The sequence below is a fragment of the Amycolatopsis sp. PSD-21 genome (assembly GCF_055561455.1).
On record NZ_CM145712.1, the window covers coordinates 3,476,008 to 3,494,207 of the forward strand.

Sequence of the window (18,200 nt, forward strand, 5' to 3'; positions counted from 1 at the left end):
CATGTCCACGTCGAGCGTCGATCGGACGGCCGGTTCGTCCGGCCCGCCCACCCCTGACGAAAACCGGTGGCCGGGGCTGGCCACCCCGCCGCATTCCCCTTTCCGGGCGCGGATCGCCGAGCAGTTGTTCCGGCACGCGGTGCGCCCGCTGAACGTCCGTGTGCACATGCCCGACGGCTCGCAGCTCGGCGCGGGCGGGCCGGACGCGCCCGAGATGCGGCTCAACCGCCCCGCCGCCTTCTTCCACCGCCTCGGCGTGGACGCGAAGATCGGCTTCGGCGAGGCCTACATGGTCGGCGACTGGACGAGCGACGCGCTCGCCGAGGTGCTGACCCCGTTCGCGGAACGGATGGCGACGCTCATCCCGCCGCTGCTGCAACGGTTCCGCCGGTTCGTCGACCGCGGCCACCCCGCGGGCGAGGAGAACACCGTCGAGGGCGCGCGGGCGAACATCCATCGCCACTACGACCTGTCCAACGACCTGTTCGGCGCGTTCCTGGACCCGTCGATGATGTACTCGTCCGCGTTGTTCGGCCCGGACGACGACCTCACCGCCGCCCAGCACCGCAAGATCGACAGCGTCCTCGACTACGCCGGGGTCCGCGAAGGCAGCACCGTGCTCGAGATCGGCACCGGTTGGGGCGAACTCTCGATCCGGGCGGCCGCGCGCGGGGCCACGGTCACGTCACTGACCATTTCCGAGGAGCAGGCGAAGCTGGCGACCGAGCGCATCGCGGCGGCGGGCTTCGCCGACCGCGTCGACGTCCGGCTGTGCGACTACCGCGACTCGACCGGCGAGTACGACGCCGTGGTCAGCGTCGAGATGATCGAGGCCGTCGGCGAATCCTACTGGCCCGCGTTCTTCGAGACCATCGGGAAGCGGCTGAAGCCGGGTGGCAGGTTCGGGCTCCAGGCCATCACCATGGACCACGAACGCATGCTCGCCGCGGCCCGGTCCTACACCTGGGTGCACAAGTACATCTTCCCCGGCGGGCTCATCCCGTCGACCACGTCGATCGAACAGGGTGTGCTGGCGCACACCCGGCTGAAACTGCAGGGCGTGCGCGAGTTCGGCCAGGACTACGCCCGGACGTTGCGGGTGTGGCGCGAGAAGTTCACCCAGCGGTGGGACGAAATCACCGAACTGGGCTTCGACGACGTCTTCAAGCGGATGTGGGAGTTCTATCTGGCGTACTCCGAAGCGGGGTTCCGTTCGGGGTACCTCAAGGTCCACCAGTTCGGATTCGCCGAAAACGGACGGTGAGCTCCACCCAACCGATGCGGGGTGCCGGACGTCCTTCACCTAGGGTCTGCGGTTGACTGGGCCCTACACGCGAGATCGGGACGGGTGATTCGGCATGACGTATGGAGGCGACGACCGAGGGCGACGGATGCCGCCGCCGCAGCGGCCGCCGTCCGGCCGCCCCCGGCGGCATCAGCCCGCGCAGATGATGCCGCTGCCGGGCCGGGGGAGCAGCCCGTACGACGAGCGGACCAGGCCCATGGGGCACGGCGGCCAGGAGCGGCCCGCCGGCCCGCCCCCGCGCCGTCCAGGCCCGCCGCAGCCCCCTCCGGGGCGCCCGATGGACGACGCGCGCCCGCCGCGGCGGCGTAAGCGCTGGGGCTTCGGCAAGGTGCTGCTCACCCTGCTGACCGTGTTCGTGGTGTTCCTCGCCGGCGTGTGGGTGTACCTGGAGTTCTCCATCAACCGCGTCGACGCGCTGGCCGACTACTCCGGCCGCCCCGTCGCGGCCGAAGGCACCAACTGGCTGATCGTGGGCTCCGACAGCCGGGACGGGCTGACCCCCGAGGAGCAGGAGAAGCTCGTCACCGGGGACAGCAAGGCCGCCGGTGGCGGCAAGCGGACCGACACCATCATGATCGCGCACATCCCGTCCAACAGCGTCAAACCGACGCTGCTGAGCCTCCCACGCGACTCGCAGGTGACCATCCCAGGGCACGGGAAGAACAAGATCAACTCGGCGTTCTCGATCGGCGGCCCGACGCTGCTCGCGCAGACCGTCGAAGGCGCCACCGGCCTGCGCATCGACCACTACGCCGAGATCGGCTTCGGCGGCTTCGCGAAGATCGTCGACGCGATCGGCGGGGTCCACATGTGCGTGGACAAGCCGATGGAGGACACCCTCACCAAGATCAAGATCCCCGCGGGCTGCCAGGACCTCCAGGGTCCGCAGGCGCTCGGGTTCGTCCGCATGCGGCACAGCGAGGCCACCCCGCGTTCCGACCTCGACCGCGTGGCCAACCAGCGGAAGTTCATCGGCGCGATGGTCAGCGAGATCGGCAGCCCCGGCACCCTGCTCAACCCGTTCTCGCTGTTCCCGCTGCTGTCGACGGCGCCGGACGCGCTGACGATGGATTCGGGCGACCACGTGCACAACCTGGTGGGGCTGGCGCTGGCGATGCGCGGGATCTCCTCGGGCGGCGTCGTCACCACGACGGTGCCGGTGACCAGCGGTTCGGCGGAGAACTGGGACAAGACGAAGTCGAAGCTGCTGTTCGACGCGTTGAAGAACGACACGGAGATCCCGGACAGCGCGATCCTGACCTGATCCGATGGAGGCCTCCGAAAACCGGAGGCGCCCGGCACGAAGGCGAGTCACCATGGGCGGATGGAAACGCCCGCCGAGACCCTCGCCGACGAAGCCGTCACCCTGCGCCGCTGGCAGCCGGAGCAGCTCGAAACCCTCGCCGCCGTCGCGGGGGATTCGGCCGCGCACCTCGGCGCGTGGATGATCTGGGCCGCCTACGGGTACGGCCGTCGCGAAGCCGCCGACTTCCTGGAGAACACCGCGAAGAACTGGGCCGAGGGCAAGACCTACGACTTCGCGATCCTCGCCGGGGGAGACCTCGTCGGCGGCGCCGGCATGATCACGCATCCGGACCGGATCGAGATCGGCTACTGGCTCGGCAGGCACCACACCGGCCGCGGCTACGCGACCAGGGCCGCGCGGCTCCTGACCGCCGAGGCCTTCCGGCTCGGCGCGCCGGAGGTCGAGATCCGGCACGACGAGAAGAACCTCGCGAGCGGTGCCGTGCCCGCGCGGCTGGGGTTCACGATGACCGGCGACGAGGCCGCCGAACCGCCGCTCGCTCCCGCCTGCGCGGGCGTCAACCGGATCTGGCGGCTTAAGCGCGTTTAGCCTTGCGCTCCCGCAGGGCCGCGAGGGCCTTGTCGGCGTGCACGGTGAACTTCAGCTCGCTCTTGATCACTTCGAGCACCTTGCGGTCGGTGTCGATGACGAAGGTGTGCCGTTTGGCGTGCAGCGGGCTGAACTTGCGCCAGACACCGAACTGTTTCGCCACCACACCGTCCACATCGGACAGCAGGGGATAGTCGAAACCGTGTTTGGCCGAGAACTCCTGCTGTTTGGCGACGGCGTCCGGGCTGATGCCGACGCGGTGCGCGCCCACCTCGGCGAATTCCGCGGCCAGGTCGCGGAAGTGGCAGCTCTCCGCGGTGCAGCCGCTCGTCATCGCGGCGGGGTAGAAGAACAGCACTACCGGGCCGGACGAGAGGAAGTCCGACAGCGTGCGCTGTTCGCCCTTGTCGTCGGGCAGGGTGAAGTCCGGGGCGATGTCACCTTGGTCCATGGACCGATCCTGTCACGTCAGTGGGCGGAGGTGAGGTCTGCCCGGGGAAGTGACCGGGCGCGAGCCCGCCCTGCCGACGTCGATCGCGGTCGCGGGTTCACCGGAGAACACAGCTCAGTGGGCGTGCCGTTCGATGAGCTCGTCGACCTCGTCCCCGGTCGCTGAATCCGCCACGAACGAACCACGCGCCGCGAGCACGCCGTACCGCCGCAGCCGTTCGGCCTGTTCGTGACTGTGGACGCCTTCCGCGCCGATACGCAGCTTCAGCTCCTTGGCCCTGGCGACCAGCTGGCACAGGTGGCGCACGTCGGCCTCGTCCTCGCCGTCGGCCAGCGCGTCGACGACCGCGCCGGACAGGATCACGTGGCGAACCGGCAGGCCGTGCCGCGGGATCAGCTCCAGATCGTCCGAACCGGAGATGGTCAGCACCAGCTGGGCGCCCAGATCGGCCAGTACGGCGAAGGAGTCGAGCACCTCGCCGCCTTCGTCGAGGATGGATTCGCGGTCCGTGCACAGCCGCAGCGCCTGGGCAGGCAGGTTGTGCCGGTCGAGCTGTTCCTTGACCAGCAGCACCAGATCGGGCTCGATGGCCAGCCGGTTCGGCAGGCGCACGCAGACGTCGGGCGCGGCTTCGCCGAACCTGTTCCGCCATCGCGCGGTGGCGGCGAGCGATTCGGCCAGCAGCCACCGGCCGAGCGGGATGGTCATCCCGGTGATCTGCGCGAGCGGATAGAACTCGTCCGAGTCCAGTTCGCCCTTCTCCGGGTGGCTCCAGCGCAATCCGGCGTTGACCGCGGCCAGCTGGTCGGGATTCGCGAGCTTCACCGTCGGCTGGTAGATCAGCGAGAACTCGCCGTTCTCCAGCGCGCCGGCGATGACCGCGCCGAGCTGGTAGCGGCTCCGGTCACGCGCGTCGAGTTCCGGATCGAACAGCATCCACTGCGCCTTGCCCGCCTCCTTGGCGCGGTGCAGGGCGATTTCCGCGGCGCGAAGCAGGTCTTCGGGACCGCCTTCGGCGACCGGGCGCACGACGATGCCCGCACTCGCGCTGACGCCGATCCCGTGCCCGCCGAGGTAGATCGGCTCGACCAGTTCTTCCAAGGCCTGCTCGACCAAGGCGATCACCTGCGGCGAGGTGAAGTCGCCGCGCAGCAGGACGGCGAACCCGTCGCCGGACAGCCGGGCGACCGAGCCCTCGTACCGGCCGGAGAAGACCGACTTGAGCTTCTTCGCGACTCCGCGCAGTACCTGGTCGCCGACGCCGGCCCCGAGACCGTCGTTGATCACCTTGAAGCCGTCGACGTCGAGGTAGACGAGCGCGACCTGATCGCCGCCGGACCCGGCCAGCGCGGTTTCGAGGGCGTTGCCGAAGGCGGTGGCGTTGGGCAGACCGGTCAGCGGGTCGTGCACGTTCTGGTGCAGCAGCCGTTCCTGCAGCAGGTGGATCTCGTTGGCGTCGGCGACCATCAGCACCGGATAGGCCGAACCGGGCCGGTCACCCGGGAGGTCGGTCAGGGTCACGTCGACCCAGAGCGAGCCCTCCTCGCTGTGCTTCACCAGCAGGCGTTCCTGCTGCGTCGGCTGACCGTGCGTCATGAGCTGTGCGAGCGCGTTCCGCAGGCGGGCGACGTCGTGGTCGGCGGAGCCGAGATCGGGAATCTCCCGGCCGCGCAGCGCCGTCGGACGGCAGCCGAGGAGACGGCCGAGCGCGGCGTTCGCCTCCACGATCACGCCGTTGGCGTCGGCGAGGGCGATCCCGATGGGAGAAGCGGAATAGAGCTTGGAGAAGCGCAGCACGGCGGGCTGATGGTCGGGCTCGGCCAGGACGGCGTCCTTGGCGACACCGAGCAGCAGTTGTTCGAGTTGCTCCTTGGGAAGCGATACTCCTTTAGTGTCAGCGAGCGTCTCGGCCCATCTCCGAGCGACGTCCACCAACCCTGGCGCGGAACCAGGTTCGGGCACACTTCACCTCTTAATGCGCGGTCGATGGCCAGCTCAGACCGGGTGTCCGAGCCCATGGGCCCACACTAGGTATGAGCCGGCCGGGTGTAGTGCCACGGCATCATGCGCGATCCGGGGTGTCTACCGGCTGAAAGGGTGATCGCTGCTACACGAGTGGTGACCGGAAGTTACCAAGAGTACTCGATAGTGGTGTGGCCTCATCGAGACCGCAGGCGGATCGGCAGGCCGTCCGCCGGAACCGGCAGGGACACGTAATCCCAGCGTGCGGTGTAGTCCTCCGGCACCGACCAGCGATACGCCCGCAGCATCTCGTGCAGCAGCGCCTTCACCTCGAACGTCCCGAAATGCAGGCCGATGCACTTGTGCGCGCCGCCGCCGAACGGCATCCACGCGTAGCGGTGCGACTTGTCCTCACGGCGTGCCTCGCCGAAGCGGTCCGGGTCGAAACGCATCGGGTCGGTCCAGTGCTCGGGCGAGAAATGGTTGACGGTGGGGGAAACCCCGACGAGTGTCCCTTCGGGAATGAAATGCCCGAGGACCTCGGTGTCCTTCACGGTCTTCCTGGTGAGGGAAGGAACCGGAGCCACCAGCCGGAGGGATTCCTTGATCACCAGGTCCAGTGTCGTCAGGGTCTCCAGCGCCTCGATGTCCGGCACGTCGTCGCCGAGCGAGAGGGACTCCTGACGCGCGCGTTCCTGCCACTCGGGGTTCTTGGCGAGGTGGTAGACGGCGGCGGCGCTGGTGATCGTCGACGTGTCGTGCGCGGCCATCATCAGGAAGATCATGTGGTTGACGACGTCGGAGTCGGTGAAGCGGTCACCGTCTTCGGTGGTGGCGTGGCACAGCGCGGTGAAGAGGTCGTCGCCGTCGCCCGCCCGTTTCGCGGGCAGGTTCGCCGAGAAGTAGCGTTCGAGGACCTTGCGGCCGTGCAGGCCCGCCGCCCAGCGGCCGCCGGGAACGGGAAAGCGCACGATGGCCGTGCCGGCGCGCACGGAGTTCACGAACGCGCGGTTGATCGAGGCCGCGTCGTCGCCGGACCGCATGCCCATGAACACACGCGTCGCGACGTCGAGCGTGAGTTGCTTGAGGGACCAGTAGATCCGCGGGTTCGGCCGGTCCGCCCACGCGGCGACGCCCTCGCGCAGGGCCGATCCCATCTGGTCGACGTAGCCGGTGAGCCGCTGCCGGGTGAACGCCGCCTGCATGATCCGGCGGTGCAGGTGGTGCTCGCCGAAGTCGAGCAGCATCAGGCCGCGGTCGAAGAACTGCTCGATGAAGAACTTCCAGCCCTCCTGGGAGAAGGCCTTGTCCTTGTTCACCAACGCGATCTGCGTCGCCTCCGGGCCCGTGAGCGCGACGATGCGGCGGCCGAACGCGCCCATCCACGAGACGGGGCCGTAGGTCTCGTAGCGTTTCAGGCCGAACTCGATGCCGAAACGCATGAAGTCCAGCGCGTGGCCGATGACCGGCGGGCCCTCGTCGCCGAGGACGGGTTTGAGGCCGGGAGGAGCGGGCGCGAGTTCGCGGACCGGCCACGTCGCGCCGAGCCAGCGCTGGTCGACCGAACGTGGCAGGGGGATCGAGGTGAGCGGCGGGACCCGCTCGCGCAGCGCCCCGGTGACCTTTTCGACGGCGTTCGCCATGGGTGACCATCTCCCCGCTGAGATCGGTTACCACTCCACCATCGCACCCTTGTTGACGTCCTGACAATACCTCGATGGAAGTTCCGTGAAGGCCTCCTTCACTACCTTGAGGGTAGGGAAGGAGGCCTTCACGGACCGGTCAGGCCAGTTCGGCGCGGACCGTGCGGGCGGCCGCGACGAGGTTCCGCAGGGCCGGCTCGACCTCGGCGTAGCCGCGGGTCTTCAGGCCGCAGTCCGGGTTGACCCAGATCCGCTCGGCGGGCACGGCGCCGACCGCGGTCCGCAGCAGCCCGCTGACCTCGTCGACGCCGGGGACTCGCGGCGAGTGGATGTCGTAGACGCCCGGCCCGACGCCGCGGCCGAAGCCCGCCGCGCCGAGGTCGGTGACGACCTCCATCTTCGACCGCGCGGCCTCGATGCTGGTGACGTCGGCGTCGAGCGCGTCGATCGCCTTGACCACGTCGCCGAACTCCGAGTAGCACATATGCGTGTGGATCTGCGTCGCGTCGTCGATCCCGGACGTCGCGAGGCGGAACGACGAAACGGCCCACGCGAAGTACGCCTCATGCGCCGCGGCGCGCAGGGGGAGCAGTTCCCGCAGGGCAGGCTCATCCACCTGGATGACGCGGATACCCGCCGCCTGGAGGTCGTGCACCTCGTCGCGGATGGCCAGCGCCACCTGACGGGCGGTCTCGCCCAGCGGCTGGTCGTCGCGGACGAACGACCACGCCAGGATCGTCACCGGACCGGTCAGCATGCCCTTGACGGGTTTGCCGGTCAGGCTCTGCGCGTAGCGCGCCCACTCGACGGTCATCGGCTCGGGACGCGAGACGTCGCCGTACAGGATCGGCGGCCGCACGCAGCGCGAACCGTAGGACTGCACCCAGCCGAAGTCGGTGGCCGCGAAGCCCGCCAGCCGCTCGGCGAAGTACTGCACCATGTCGTTGCGCTCGGGCTCGCCGTGCACCAGCACGTCCAGGCCGAGGTCTTCCTGCAGCCGGATGACGCGCCGGATCTCGGCCTTCATCGCGGCCTCGTAGCCCGCGTCGTCCAGCGAACCCGCCTTGTGCGCCGCCCGCGCTTTACGGACCTCGGTGGTCTGCGGGAACGAGCCGATCGTGGTGCTCGGCAACGGCGGCAGATCCAGCGCGGCCTGCTGCGCCGCCGCGCGCCGGGCGTAGGGGGAGCGGACGGTGTCCTCCGGCCGCAGCGCCTCCAGCCGGGCGCGCACCCCGGAGTCGGCCAGATCGGCCGCCGCCGCGCGATCCGCGGCCGCGGCACGGGCGGTGGAGAGGTCGACCCCCTCTTCCTTCAGTGCGCGCCCGAGCAGGACGACCTCGTCGACCTTCTGCTTGGCGAAGGCGAGCCAGCCCTTGAGACGCGGGTGGAGCCCGTCCTCCCGCTCGACGTCGTAGGGCACGTGCAGCAGTGAGCACGACGTCGACACGCTGACCGACCGCGCGGTGCCCAGCAGGGTCGCCGCCCGGCTGAGAGCGCGGGCCGGATCCGTGCGCCACACGTTGCGCCCGTCCACGACACCGGCGAGAACCTCCTTGTCCCGCAAGGCGGGTTCGGCGGCGACAGCGTCCACAAAGGACTCATCGGTGACGAGGTCGACGGCGATCGCGTCGATCGGGGAACGGGCGAGCACGCCCAAGCCGCGACCGAGACCGCCGAAGTACCCGGCGACCAGGATCTTGGGCCGCGCGGTTTCCTTCGCGAGCCGGTGATAGGCGCGGATGAGCGCGTTGAGCTCCCGCTCGGTGCGGTCGGCCGCGAAGGCGGGCTCGTCGAACTGGACCCACTCGACGCCTTCGTCGTGCAGACGGCGCAGTAGCTCGACGTAGCCGTCGAGGAGGTCGTCGAGCAGGTCCAGCGGGCGGAAGCCCTCCGGAGCGGTCTCCGACGGCTTCGCGAGCAGCAGGAACGTCACCGGGCCCACCAACACCGGCCGGGTCTCGACGCCGACCGCGCGGGCCTCGCGGTACTCGTCGAGCGGCTTGGTGCCGGCGAGCGAGAACGCCGTGTCCGGGCCGAGCTCGGGGACGATGTAGTGGTAGTTCGTGTCGAACCACTTCGTCATCTCCATCGCGGGCGCGTCCTGCACGCCGCGCGCGGCGGCGAAGTAGGTGTCGAGCGGCGAGAGGCCGAGCGTGGTGAAGCGCTTCGGTAGCGCTCCGAACAGCTCGGCGGTGTCGAGCACCTGGTCGTAGTGGGAGAAGGTGTTGCAGGGGACGGAATCCAGTCCCGCGGCCTTGAGATCCCGCCAGGCCCGGGTGCGCAGCGCGCGGCCGGTGGCCAGCAGTTCGGCCTCGTCGATCTTGCCCGCCCAGTAGCGTTCGAGTGAACGCTTGAGTTCCCGGTCCGGTCCGATCCGGGGGTAGCCCAGCACTGTCGTGCCGATTTCGGTCACAGCTCTCTCCTCGCGAGCTTGTCGTGAGAGCCCGGAGCGCGCGCAGGAGTGACCGCCGTTCGGTCGCGCCCATCCCACGAGGCCCGGACTCACGCACGCCGTCGGCGCGCGTACCACGGGCAGGTCTTCGGACTCGTGGGCGACTCGCTCGCGCCTACCGGCCGTCGCTTCCCGGGACGCCATGCCCAGTGCTTTACCGTGTCTCGCACGGTGACGGCTTTCGTTCCCACATACCGCTGCGGGGCAGTCCCGGATTCGCACCGGGTTCCCTGTTACCTCGACCGGCCGGGGAGGCCGGGCGAACCAGTAGCACCCTGGAGCGTACCGAGGCGCGCCAGTGGCCCGCTGGACATGTGACGAACCGGACGCCACGCGTGACCAGACGGACGCCACACGTGATTGAACGGCGAACTCGCGTGATCGGGGGCGTAACTCGCGTGATCGGGGGCGTAACTCGGGTGATTGAGGGCGTAACTCGCGTGTTTGGAAACGGAACACGCCGGGCGGAGGGCGCCCGGCGTGTCGTCCGTCTGATCACGTGAGTTCGCCGCTCAATCACGCGAGTTACGTGTTCAATCACGTGAGTTACGTGTCTGATCACGCGAGTTACGTGTTCGAGCACGCGAGTTGCGTGCGGGGGTCAGTCCCAGTCGAGGGCGCCGCCCGACTGGTACTCGATGACGCGGGTCTCGAAGAAGTTCTTCTCCTTCTTGAGGTCCATCGCCTCCGACATCCACGGGAACGGGTTCTCCGTCTCGCCGAAGATCGGCGCGAGACCGATCTGCTGCGCCCGCCGGTCGGTGATGAAGTGCATGTACTGCTCGATCAGCTCGGCCGAGAGCCCGAGCATGCCGCGCGGCATGGTGTCGCGGGCGTAGGCGACCTCGAGCTCGCACGCCTCGGTCAGCATGGTGCGGACCTCGGCCTGGAACTCCTCGGTCCACAGGTGCGGGTTCTCGATCTTGATCTGGTTGATGCAGTCGATGCCGAAGTTCAGGTGGATCGACTCGTCACGCAGGATGTACTGGTACTGCTCGGCGATGCCGACCATCTTGTTCCGGCGGCCGAGCGAGAGGATCTGCGCGAAGCCGGTGTAGAACCACATGCCCTCGAAGATCACGTAGAACGCGACGAGGTCGCGCAGGAAGGCCTGGTCGGCTTCCGGCGTCCCCGTCTCGAAGTCCGGGTTCTCCAGGTTCTGCGTGTACTTCAGCGCCCACGCGTCCTTGTCCGAGATGGACGGGACCTCGCGGTACATGTTGAACAGCTCGCCCTCGACCAGGCCGAGGCTCTCGCAGATGTACTGGAAGGTGTGCGTGTGCACGGCCTCCTCGAACGCCTGGCGCAGCAGGTACTGGCGGCATTCGGGGTTGGTGATCTGCCGGTACACCGCGAGCACGATGTTGTTGGCCACCAGCGATTCCGCGGTGGCGAAGAAGCCGAGATTGCGCTTGAGCATGGTGCGCTCGTCCTCGGTGAGGCCGTCGGGCGACTTCCACAGCGCGATGTCGGCCTGCATGGCGACCTCGGTCGGCATCCAGTGGTTGTTGCAGCCGGCGAGGTACTTCTCCCACGCCCAGGTGTACTTCATCGGCAGCAGCTGGTTGACGTCGGCGCGGGCGTTGATCATCCGCTTGTCGTCGACGTTGATGCGGGCGGCGCCGACTTCGATCTCACCGAGGCCGGTGGCGTCGGCGGAGGCGTCAAAGGTGGTCATAAAGGCTCACTTCACGTGTGGGTCGGGTGGGTCGTGAGTGGCGATTCGGGTTAGAACACGAATCGCCACTCACGACGGGCGGTCACTGGCAGGCTTCGCAGTCGGGGTCGTCGATCCGGCAGGCGGCGCCGTCGGTGGCGACGAAGTCGACGTCCGAGACCTGCGGCATCTCCTTCGGCTCCGGCTTGGCGGCCGGGGCGGTCACCGGGACGGCCGGGACCGCGGCGGCGGGCGACGGCGAGACCGCGGCGGCGGGCGACGGCGGGACCGCGGCGGAAGCCGACGGGGCGGGCGAAGCGGCGGGAGCCGGGGCCGGGGCGGCGGGCTTGGGTGCCGAAGGTGCGGCCGGGGCCGGGGTGGCCGAGACCGCGTTCAGCTTGCCGTCGGTGCCGCGCAGGGTGCTCTTCTCCACGTGCGTCGCGGACCGCGCCCGCAGGTAGTACGTGGTCTTGAGGCCCTTGTGCCAGGCGTAGCGGTACAGCTCGTCGAGCTTGCGGCCGCTGGGCGCCGCGATGTACAGGTTCAGCGACTGCGCCTGGTCGATCCACTTCTGGCGCCGCGAACCGGCGTCCACCAGCCACTTGGACTCGATCTCGAACGCGGTCGCGTACAGCGCCTTCAGGTCGTCCGGCACGCGGTCGATCTGGCCGAGGCTGCCGTCGAAGTACTTCAGGTCCGACACCATGACCTCGTCCCACAGCCCGCGCTCCTTGAGCGAGCGGACCAGGTGCGGGTTCACCACGGTGAAGTCACCGGACATGTTCGACTTGACGAACAGGTTCTGGAACAGCGGCTCGATCGACTGCCCGACCCCGCAGATGTTGGAGATCGTCGCGGTCGGCGCGATCGCCATCACGTTGGAGTTGCGCATACCGACGGTCTTGACCCGCTCGCGCAGCGGCGCCCAGTCCAAAGTGGACGAGGTGTCGACGTCGAGCGCGTCGCCCTGTCGCGCGTCGATCAGGAGCTGCATCGAGTCGATCGGCAGGATTCCCTTGCTCCACAAGGAACCCTCGAACGTCTGGTACTGGCCGCGCTCCTCGGCGAGGTCGGTCGAGGCCGAGATCGCGTAGTAGCTGATGTGCTCCATGCTGGTGTCCGCGAACTGGACGGCCTCGTCCGAGGACAGCGGGACACCGATCTCGAACAGCGCGTCCTGGAAGCCCATCAGGCCCAGCCCGATCGGGCGGTGGCGCAGGTTGGAGCGGCGCGCCTCCGGGATCGTGTAGAAGTTGATGTCGATCACGTTGTCGAGCATGCGGACGGCCGTGCGCACGGTCTTCTCGAGGCGCTTCGTGTCGAGGCCCTCGGGGGTGACGTGCTTGAGCAGGTTCACCGAGCCGAGGTTGCAGACCGCGACCTCGTCGGTGGTGGTGTTCAGCGTGATCTCGGTGCACAGGTTGGACGAGTGCACGACACCCACGTGCTGCTGCGGCGAACGCAGGTTGCACGGGTCCTTGAAGGTGATCCACGGGTGGCCGGTCTCGAACAGCATGGTCAGCATGCGGCGCCACAGGTCGACCGCGCGGACCTTGCGGAACACCTTCAGCTCGCCACGTTCGGCGGCGGCCTCGTACTCGCGGTAGCGCTCGGCGAACGCGTTGCCGTAGAGGTCGTGCAGGTCCGGGGTCTCGTTCGGCGAGAACAGCGTCCACTGCGCGTCGGCCTCGACGCGGCGCAGGAACTCGTCCGGCACCCAGTTCGCGGTGTTCATGTCGTGCGTGCGACGACGGTCGTCACCGGTGTTCTTGCGCAGGTCGAGGAATTCCTCGATGTCCACGTGCCAGGTCTCGAGGTACGCGCAGGCCGCGCCCTTGCGCTTGCCGCCCTGGTTCACCGCGACCGCGGTGTCGTTGGCGATCTTGAGGAACGGCACGACACCCTGCGACTGGCCGTTGGTGCCCTTGATGTGCGCGCCGAGGCCGCGGACCGGGGTCCAGTCGTTGCCGAGACCGCCCGAGTACTTCGCCAGCAGCGCGTTGTTCTTGTACGCCTGGAAGATCGAGTCCAGGTCGTCGTCGACGGTGGTCAGGAAGCAGGACGACAGCTGCGGGCGCGTGGTGCCCGAGTTGAACAGCGTCGGGGTGGACGCCATGAAGTGGAACGTCGAGAGCAGCTCATAAAATTCGATCGCACGAGATTCCCTGTCGTCCTCGCGGATCGCCAGGCCCATCGCGACGCGCATGAAGAACGCCTGCGGCAGCTCGAAACGGACGCCGTCGTGGTGCTGGAAGTACCGGTCGTACAGGGTCTGCAGGCCGAGGAAGCCGAAGTCGAGGTCACGCTCGGCGCGGATGGCCGCGGTGATCTTGTCCAGGTCGAAGGTCTGCAGCTCGGGGTTGACCAGCTCCAGCTCGATGGCGCGCTTGAGGTAGTCGCGGAAGTACTGCGGGTACCGCGCGGTCATCTCGTCCTGGCTGGCCTGCTGCGGCACGCCCGCGAGGTAGCTGAGCGCCTCGCCGCGGAGCTTGTCCGCGAGCAGCCGGGCACTGACGTAGGAGTAGTTCGGCTCCTGCTCGACGAGCACGCGCGCGGCCATGATCTGGGCGAGGGCGAGTTCGTCGGCGCTGATGCCGTCGTAGACGTTGCGCTTGGTCTCGGCCAGCACCGGCTCGGCCGAAACGTCTTCGAGACCGGCGACGGCCTCGCCGACGACGTGCGAGACGCGGGCCCAGTCGAGCGGGCGGAGCGAGCCGTCGGCGGCCTTGACGCTGATGGCGACGTCGGACGAAGCGGGCTTCTCGGCCTCACGGGCCTTCGCACGCTCGTCGCGGTACAGGACGTACGCGCGGGCGACCTTGTGGTGCTCGCCGCGCATCAGCGCGAGCTCGACGATGTCCTGGATCTGCTCGATGTGCAGCGCGGTCTCGGGACCGGCGTGGCGGAGCAAGGTGGTCTCGATCTGCTCGGTCAATTCCTTGACCAGGTGGTGGATCCGCGACGAGGCGGCCGCGTCACCGCCCTCGACGGCGAGGAAGGCCTTGGTCACGGCGACCGAGATCTTGTTCGCGTCGAAGGGGGACACGCTGCCGTCCCGCCGGATGACTCGCACGGTCGCGGGCGTGGTGTCCGGGGACGAGGGCGGCCGCTGACCGGTATCGACTGACATGCGTCACTCCAAAAAGGGCGCGTTGAAGCACCACAAGGCCTCACAAGGCCGTGCGCTGCACGTTCACAAAGCTGTCCGGCAACCGCTCCCGAGCGGTCTCCCCGTCGCTGGGCGGTACCGGTTCCCAGAGACTACATGTAGGGGTCGGAGGCTGCACGTGCCCCAATGGGTGGCGTGTCGTCGGCTCACCCTGGCGGGTTAGACGATCACGCTGAGCGGCTGGTCAGCCGCCGAAGACGATCTTGAAATCGTGCAGGCAGGCGCTCAGCGCGGGCCGCTGACCGGCGAGGAAGCCGAACGGGCCGGACTCGTTGATCCGCCAGTCCGCGGCCGCCGGGCGCGGACGCGCCGTCGCCCGGACGGGGCTCCGTTTGAGACGGCCGTCCAGCATCTGGACGACGTCGAAGGCCGCCGGCATCCGCACCGGGAGACTCGGGCGGGGCGTGAAGGCCGCCGTCGCGATCCAGTCTTCGTGGGTGGCCGCCGAGGCCGCGAAGGTCCGCCCGTGCGTGAAATCGAGCGCGGCGAGATCCTTGGGGATGCCCCACAGCGCCCGCCCTCCGGCGAGCGAGACCTCGCTGTCGACCCAGATGTCGGTGATGGAGCTGGAGAGGCGTTCGCCGCGGACCGCGACGGTCGCCAGCAGCTCGTGATACCGAAGCTGTCCGGGCTCCTGGTAGTCGATCCACGCGGTGAACACCTGGGCTCGGCCGCCCAGCGTGATCGGCTCGACGCCGCCGGGCAGTTCCGGCAGTTCGCTCACCGGGACACGCCAGACCGACAGGTACGCCTGGCCCGCCAGGTTCCAGGGCTCCGGGGGATAGGCGGTCACGAGTTCCGCCACGGCAGGTACGCGGGCTGGTCGGTGTCGACGCGCATGGAGAACTCCGGTGGTCGTTTCTGCAGGAAGGACATGACCCCTTCGACCGCGTCCGGGCTGGAGCCCAGACCGCCGATCAGCCGGGAGTCCAGTTCGTGCACGGGGAACGGCGACTCCGCGCTCGCCATCCGGTACAGCAGCTGCCGGGTCACGGCGACCGACACCGGCGACGTGGTCGTGGCGATCTCGGTGGCGAGTTCGCGGGCCTTGCCGAGCACTTCTTCGGGCTCGTGGACACTGTGGACCAGCCCGGCGGCTTTCGCTTCTTCGGCGCCGAAGACGCGTCCGCTGATCATCCAGTCGAGTGCCGTGCCCATCCCGACGAGCCGCGGCAGGAACCACGCGGACGCGCCTTCGGGGTAGATCCCGCGGCGGACGAACACGAAGCCGAACCGGGAGTCCGTGGACGCGAGCCGGTAGTCGCAGGACAGCGTGATCGTGATGCCGCCGCCGACGGCCGCGCCCCGCAGGGCCGCGATCACCGGCTTGTTCATCGTGAAGATCCGTTTCGAGCAGCGTCCGGCCGGCTCCTGCCACGCCGCGTCCGGCCCGGACTCGGGGTCGAAGTCGAAACCGCCCTGCGAGAGGTCGGCGCCCACCGAGAAATCCTTGCCGTTGCCGGTCAGGATCACCACGCGGACGTCCTCGTCGCGGTCGGCCCGGTCCATCGCGTCGCCGAGTTCGTCGGCCATGCGGATGGTGTAGCCGTTGCGGGCCTCGGGCCGGTTGAGCGTGACCGTCGCGATGCGGTCGGCGACCTCGTAGGTGATTTCGGCGTACGCGCTCATGACGTGAAAGTAAGGCTACGTTGACAAGGTGTCAATAAGACTCATTCGACGTCGTCCAGATGGTCCGCGTAGTACTCGACCGCCCGCCGGTATCGCCGGACCCCGTCGTCCGCGCTGGTCGCCGCCAGGACCTTCAGCAGGGTTCCCGCCGCCTCGCGCGCCTCGCCGACGTTGTAGAGCGCCATCGCGAGGAACGTCCTGAGCGCCGCGTCGTCCGGGAACTCGCCGAGGCCGCGCCGCAACGTCGCGAGCGACTCGTCGTACCGGCCGAGGACGCGATAGGTGCTGCCGAGCCCGACGAACACCCCGTGTCTGTCCTCTGTGGACAGACCCTCGCCGGCGAGCGCCTGTTCGTAGAACGGGGCCGCTTCGGCTTCCAGCCCGGCCGAATCGTGCGCCCACGCGGTTTGGTAGGCGATCACGGCGTCCCGTGGATTCTCCCCGGCCAATTCGATCAACCGCCGGCGTGCCTCGTCGGTGCCCTGCTCCCGCAGCCGGATCGCCTCGTTCACGCGGCGGCGCCGTCGAAGGGCGGGTAGGTCTCGCCGCCGACCCGTTCGGCCACGGCGATGTAGTCGGCCAGCGCGTCGCGCGACCGGTTCAGCTTGGCAAGCTGCTCGTCCAGGCGGCCGAGCCGCTCGCGCATCGCGGCCAGCAGCTCGGGGCAGCCGATCAGCTCGGGTTCCTCGCCGATCGCGCAGGGGAGCAGGTATGCGATGTCCTCGGACGACAGGCCGGCGGCGAGCAGATGGCGGATCTGCTTCACCCGCAGCAAAGCCGTCTCCTCGTACTCGCGATAGCCGTTCGGACCGCGGCTCGCCTCCAGGAGGCCTTGGGCTTCGTAGTAGCGCAGCTGGTGGGCGTTGACGCCCGTCCGGTGACTCAGTTCACCGATCTTCATCGCTTTCCCCACTTGACCTTCATACCGGTATCAACGTTGACGATCGTGCCATGACAGACAACGAGAACACCCCGATTTCCGTCGTCGGCCTCGGTCTCATGGGCACCGCGCTCGCCCGCGCGTTCCTGAAGGCCGGGCATCCCACGACCGTGTGGAACCGCACCGCCGCCAAAGCGGACTCCCTGGTGGCCGAAGGCGCGCGGCTCGCGCCGACGATCGGCGACGCGCTCGGCCCGGGCGGCGTGACGGTCCTGTGCCTCACCGACTATTCCGCCGTGCGCGAACTGCTCGGCGACGCCGGCCTGGCGGGCACGACGCTGGTCAACCTCACCTCGGGTGACTCCGCTCAGGCACGGGAAACCGCCGCCTGGGCCGAAAAACAGGGCGCCCGGTACGTGGACGGCGCGATCATGGCCATTCCGTCGGCGATCGGGACCGCCGAGGCGGTGATCCTGCTGAGCGGGCCGCGGCCGGACTTCGAGATCGGCGCGCTCGGCACGATCAGCTACCTCGGCGAGGACCCCGGGCTCGCTTCCCTGTACGACGTCGCCGGTCTGACGATGATGTGGAGTGTCCTGAACGCGTGGCTCCAGGGCACCGCGATGCTCAAGACGGCCGGTGTCGATGCCGCGACGTACGCACCCTTCGCGCAGCAGATCGCCGCGGGGGTGGCGGACTGGCTGCCCGGCTACGCGGAACAGATCGACAAGGGTTCCTTCCCGGCGGAGGTGTCGGCGCTGGAGACCGACGCGCGGGCGATGGCGCACATGGTCGAGGAGAGCGAGGCGCTGGGCGTGAACGCCGAACTGCCGAAGCTGATCAAGGCGATGGCCGACCGCGCGATCGCCGCCGGGCACGGTGGGGAGCAGTACCCGGTGCTGATCCGGGAATTCGAGCGGGCGGGGGAGTGAGGCGTGTCTTGAGTGCTTCCGGGTCACGCGTGCCGGCTGTCTGATCACGCGTGCCGTCCGGTTCGGTTCCGTGGGGTGGGGCGAAGGTGGTGTGTTGCGAAAGCCACTTTCGCAACGTCAGTGGTCTGCCGAGGTGGTTTGGACGCGTGCCGCGAAAGCCACTTTCGAGACGTGTGATGTCCCGAAAGTGGCTTTCGCGACATGAGCGCCGACGAGACCACGAGCGGAGTGCCCGCCCGCCGGGCCCCGTTCGCCTTGCCCCGT

14 protein-coding genes and 1 riboswitch are annotated in these 18,200 nt (G+C 68.8%); of the genes, 4 read left to right on the forward strand and 10 right to left on the reverse strand.

Features of this window, described 5'->3' with window-relative positions:
• Position 1: 1 nt before the first annotated feature.
• The 3 genes from ACZ1DY_RS16815 (at position 2) to ACZ1DY_RS16825 (ending at position 3,161) form a co-directional block, all read left to right on the forward strand.
• On the forward strand, positions 2-1,264 hold the full coding sequence (locus ACZ1DY_RS16815; protein WP_465484888.1) for a class I SAM-dependent methyltransferase: 1,263 nt from the start codon (positions 2-4) through the stop codon (positions 1,262-1,264).
• A gap of 94 nt (positions 1,265-1,358) precedes the next feature.
• A complete protein-coding gene (locus ACZ1DY_RS16820) occupies positions 1,359-2,570 on the forward strand; it encodes an LCP family protein (protein ID WP_192745184.1) in 1,212 nt (403 codons plus the stop codon).
• Positions 2,571-2,630: 60 nt separating this feature from the next.
• A complete protein-coding gene (locus tag ACZ1DY_RS16825) occupies positions 2,631-3,161 on the forward strand; it encodes a GNAT family N-acetyltransferase (RefSeq protein ID WP_465484889.1) in 531 nt (176 codons plus the stop codon).
• Here ACZ1DY_RS16825 and ACZ1DY_RS16830 read toward each other — a convergent pair.
• The 10 genes from ACZ1DY_RS16830 to ACZ1DY_RS16875 all read right to left on the reverse strand — a co-directional run bounded on the left by ACZ1DY_RS16830 (position 3,148) and on the right by ACZ1DY_RS16875 (position 17,025).
• Positions 3,148-3,612: a peroxiredoxin gene (locus ACZ1DY_RS16830; RefSeq protein ID WP_257487683.1), complete on the reverse strand. Its 465-nt coding sequence runs from the start codon at positions 3,610-3,612 to the stop codon at positions 3,148-3,150. The genes ACZ1DY_RS16825 and ACZ1DY_RS16830 overlap by 14 nt on opposite strands.
• Positions 3,613-3,726: 114 nt before the next feature.
• Positions 3,727-5,574, reverse strand: a complete 1,848-nt coding sequence (locus ACZ1DY_RS16835) for a putative bifunctional diguanylate cyclase/phosphodiesterase (protein ID WP_465484890.1) — start codon at positions 5,572-5,574, stop codon at positions 3,727-3,729.
• Positions 5,575-5,771: 197 nt separating this feature from the next.
• Positions 5,772-7,217, reverse strand: coding sequence for a cytochrome P450 (locus ACZ1DY_RS16840; protein WP_465484891.1), 1,446 nt, complete (start codon positions 7,215-7,217; stop codon positions 5,772-5,774).
• Positions 7,218-7,356: 139 nt separating this feature from the next.
• Positions 7,357-9,630 carry a 5-methyltetrahydropteroyltriglutamate--homocysteine S-methyltransferase gene (gene metE, locus ACZ1DY_RS16845; protein ID WP_465484892.1) on the reverse strand — a complete coding sequence of 758 codons (2,274 nt, stop codon included), beginning with the start codon at positions 9,628-9,630 and terminating at the stop codon, positions 7,357-7,359.
• A 101-nt stretch (positions 9,631-9,731) separates the two neighbouring features.
• Positions 9,732-9,953: riboswitch (cobalamin riboswitch) on the reverse strand.
• A 317-nt stretch (positions 9,954-10,270) separates the two neighbouring features.
• Positions 10,271-11,347: a ribonucleotide-diphosphate reductase subunit beta gene (locus ACZ1DY_RS16850; protein ID WP_126731854.1), complete on the reverse strand. Its 1,077-nt coding sequence runs from the start codon at positions 11,345-11,347 to the stop codon at positions 10,271-10,273.
• Between the two features lie 82 nt (positions 11,348-11,429).
• Positions 11,430-14,456, reverse strand: coding sequence for a ribonucleoside-diphosphate reductase subunit alpha (locus tag ACZ1DY_RS16855; RefSeq protein ID WP_465484893.1), 3,027 nt, complete (start codon positions 14,454-14,456; stop codon positions 11,430-11,432).
• A gap of 223 nt (positions 14,457-14,679) precedes the next feature.
• Positions 14,680-15,288 (reverse strand): acetoacetate decarboxylase family protein, encoded by a 609-nt coding sequence (locus tag ACZ1DY_RS16860; RefSeq protein WP_465484894.1) that lies wholly within the window; start codon positions 15,286-15,288, stop codon positions 14,680-14,682.
• Positions 15,285-16,124: an enoyl-CoA hydratase-related protein gene (locus tag ACZ1DY_RS16865; RefSeq protein ID WP_126731858.1), complete on the reverse strand. Its 840-nt coding sequence runs from the start codon at positions 16,122-16,124 to the stop codon at positions 15,285-15,287. The genes ACZ1DY_RS16860 and ACZ1DY_RS16865 overlap by 4 nt, the downstream gene beginning before the upstream one ends.
• Before the next feature lie 41 nt (positions 16,125-16,165).
• On the reverse strand, positions 16,166-16,636 hold the full coding sequence (locus tag ACZ1DY_RS16870; protein WP_465484895.1) for a tetratricopeptide repeat protein: 471 nt from the start codon (positions 16,634-16,636) through the stop codon (positions 16,166-16,168).
• Positions 16,633-17,025: a MerR family transcriptional regulator gene (locus ACZ1DY_RS16875; protein WP_465484896.1), complete on the reverse strand. Its 393-nt coding sequence runs from the start codon at positions 17,023-17,025 to the stop codon at positions 16,633-16,635. Before ACZ1DY_RS16875 ends, ACZ1DY_RS16870 begins: the two co-directional genes overlap by 4 nt.
• Positions 17,026-17,075: 50 nt before the next feature.
• Here ACZ1DY_RS16875 and ACZ1DY_RS16880 point away from each other — a divergent pair, with 50 nt between their 5' ends.
• Positions 17,076-17,936, forward strand: coding sequence for an NAD(P)-dependent oxidoreductase (locus ACZ1DY_RS16880; protein ID WP_465484897.1), 861 nt, complete (start codon positions 17,076-17,078; stop codon positions 17,934-17,936).
• Positions 17,937-18,200 lie beyond the last annotated feature (264 nt).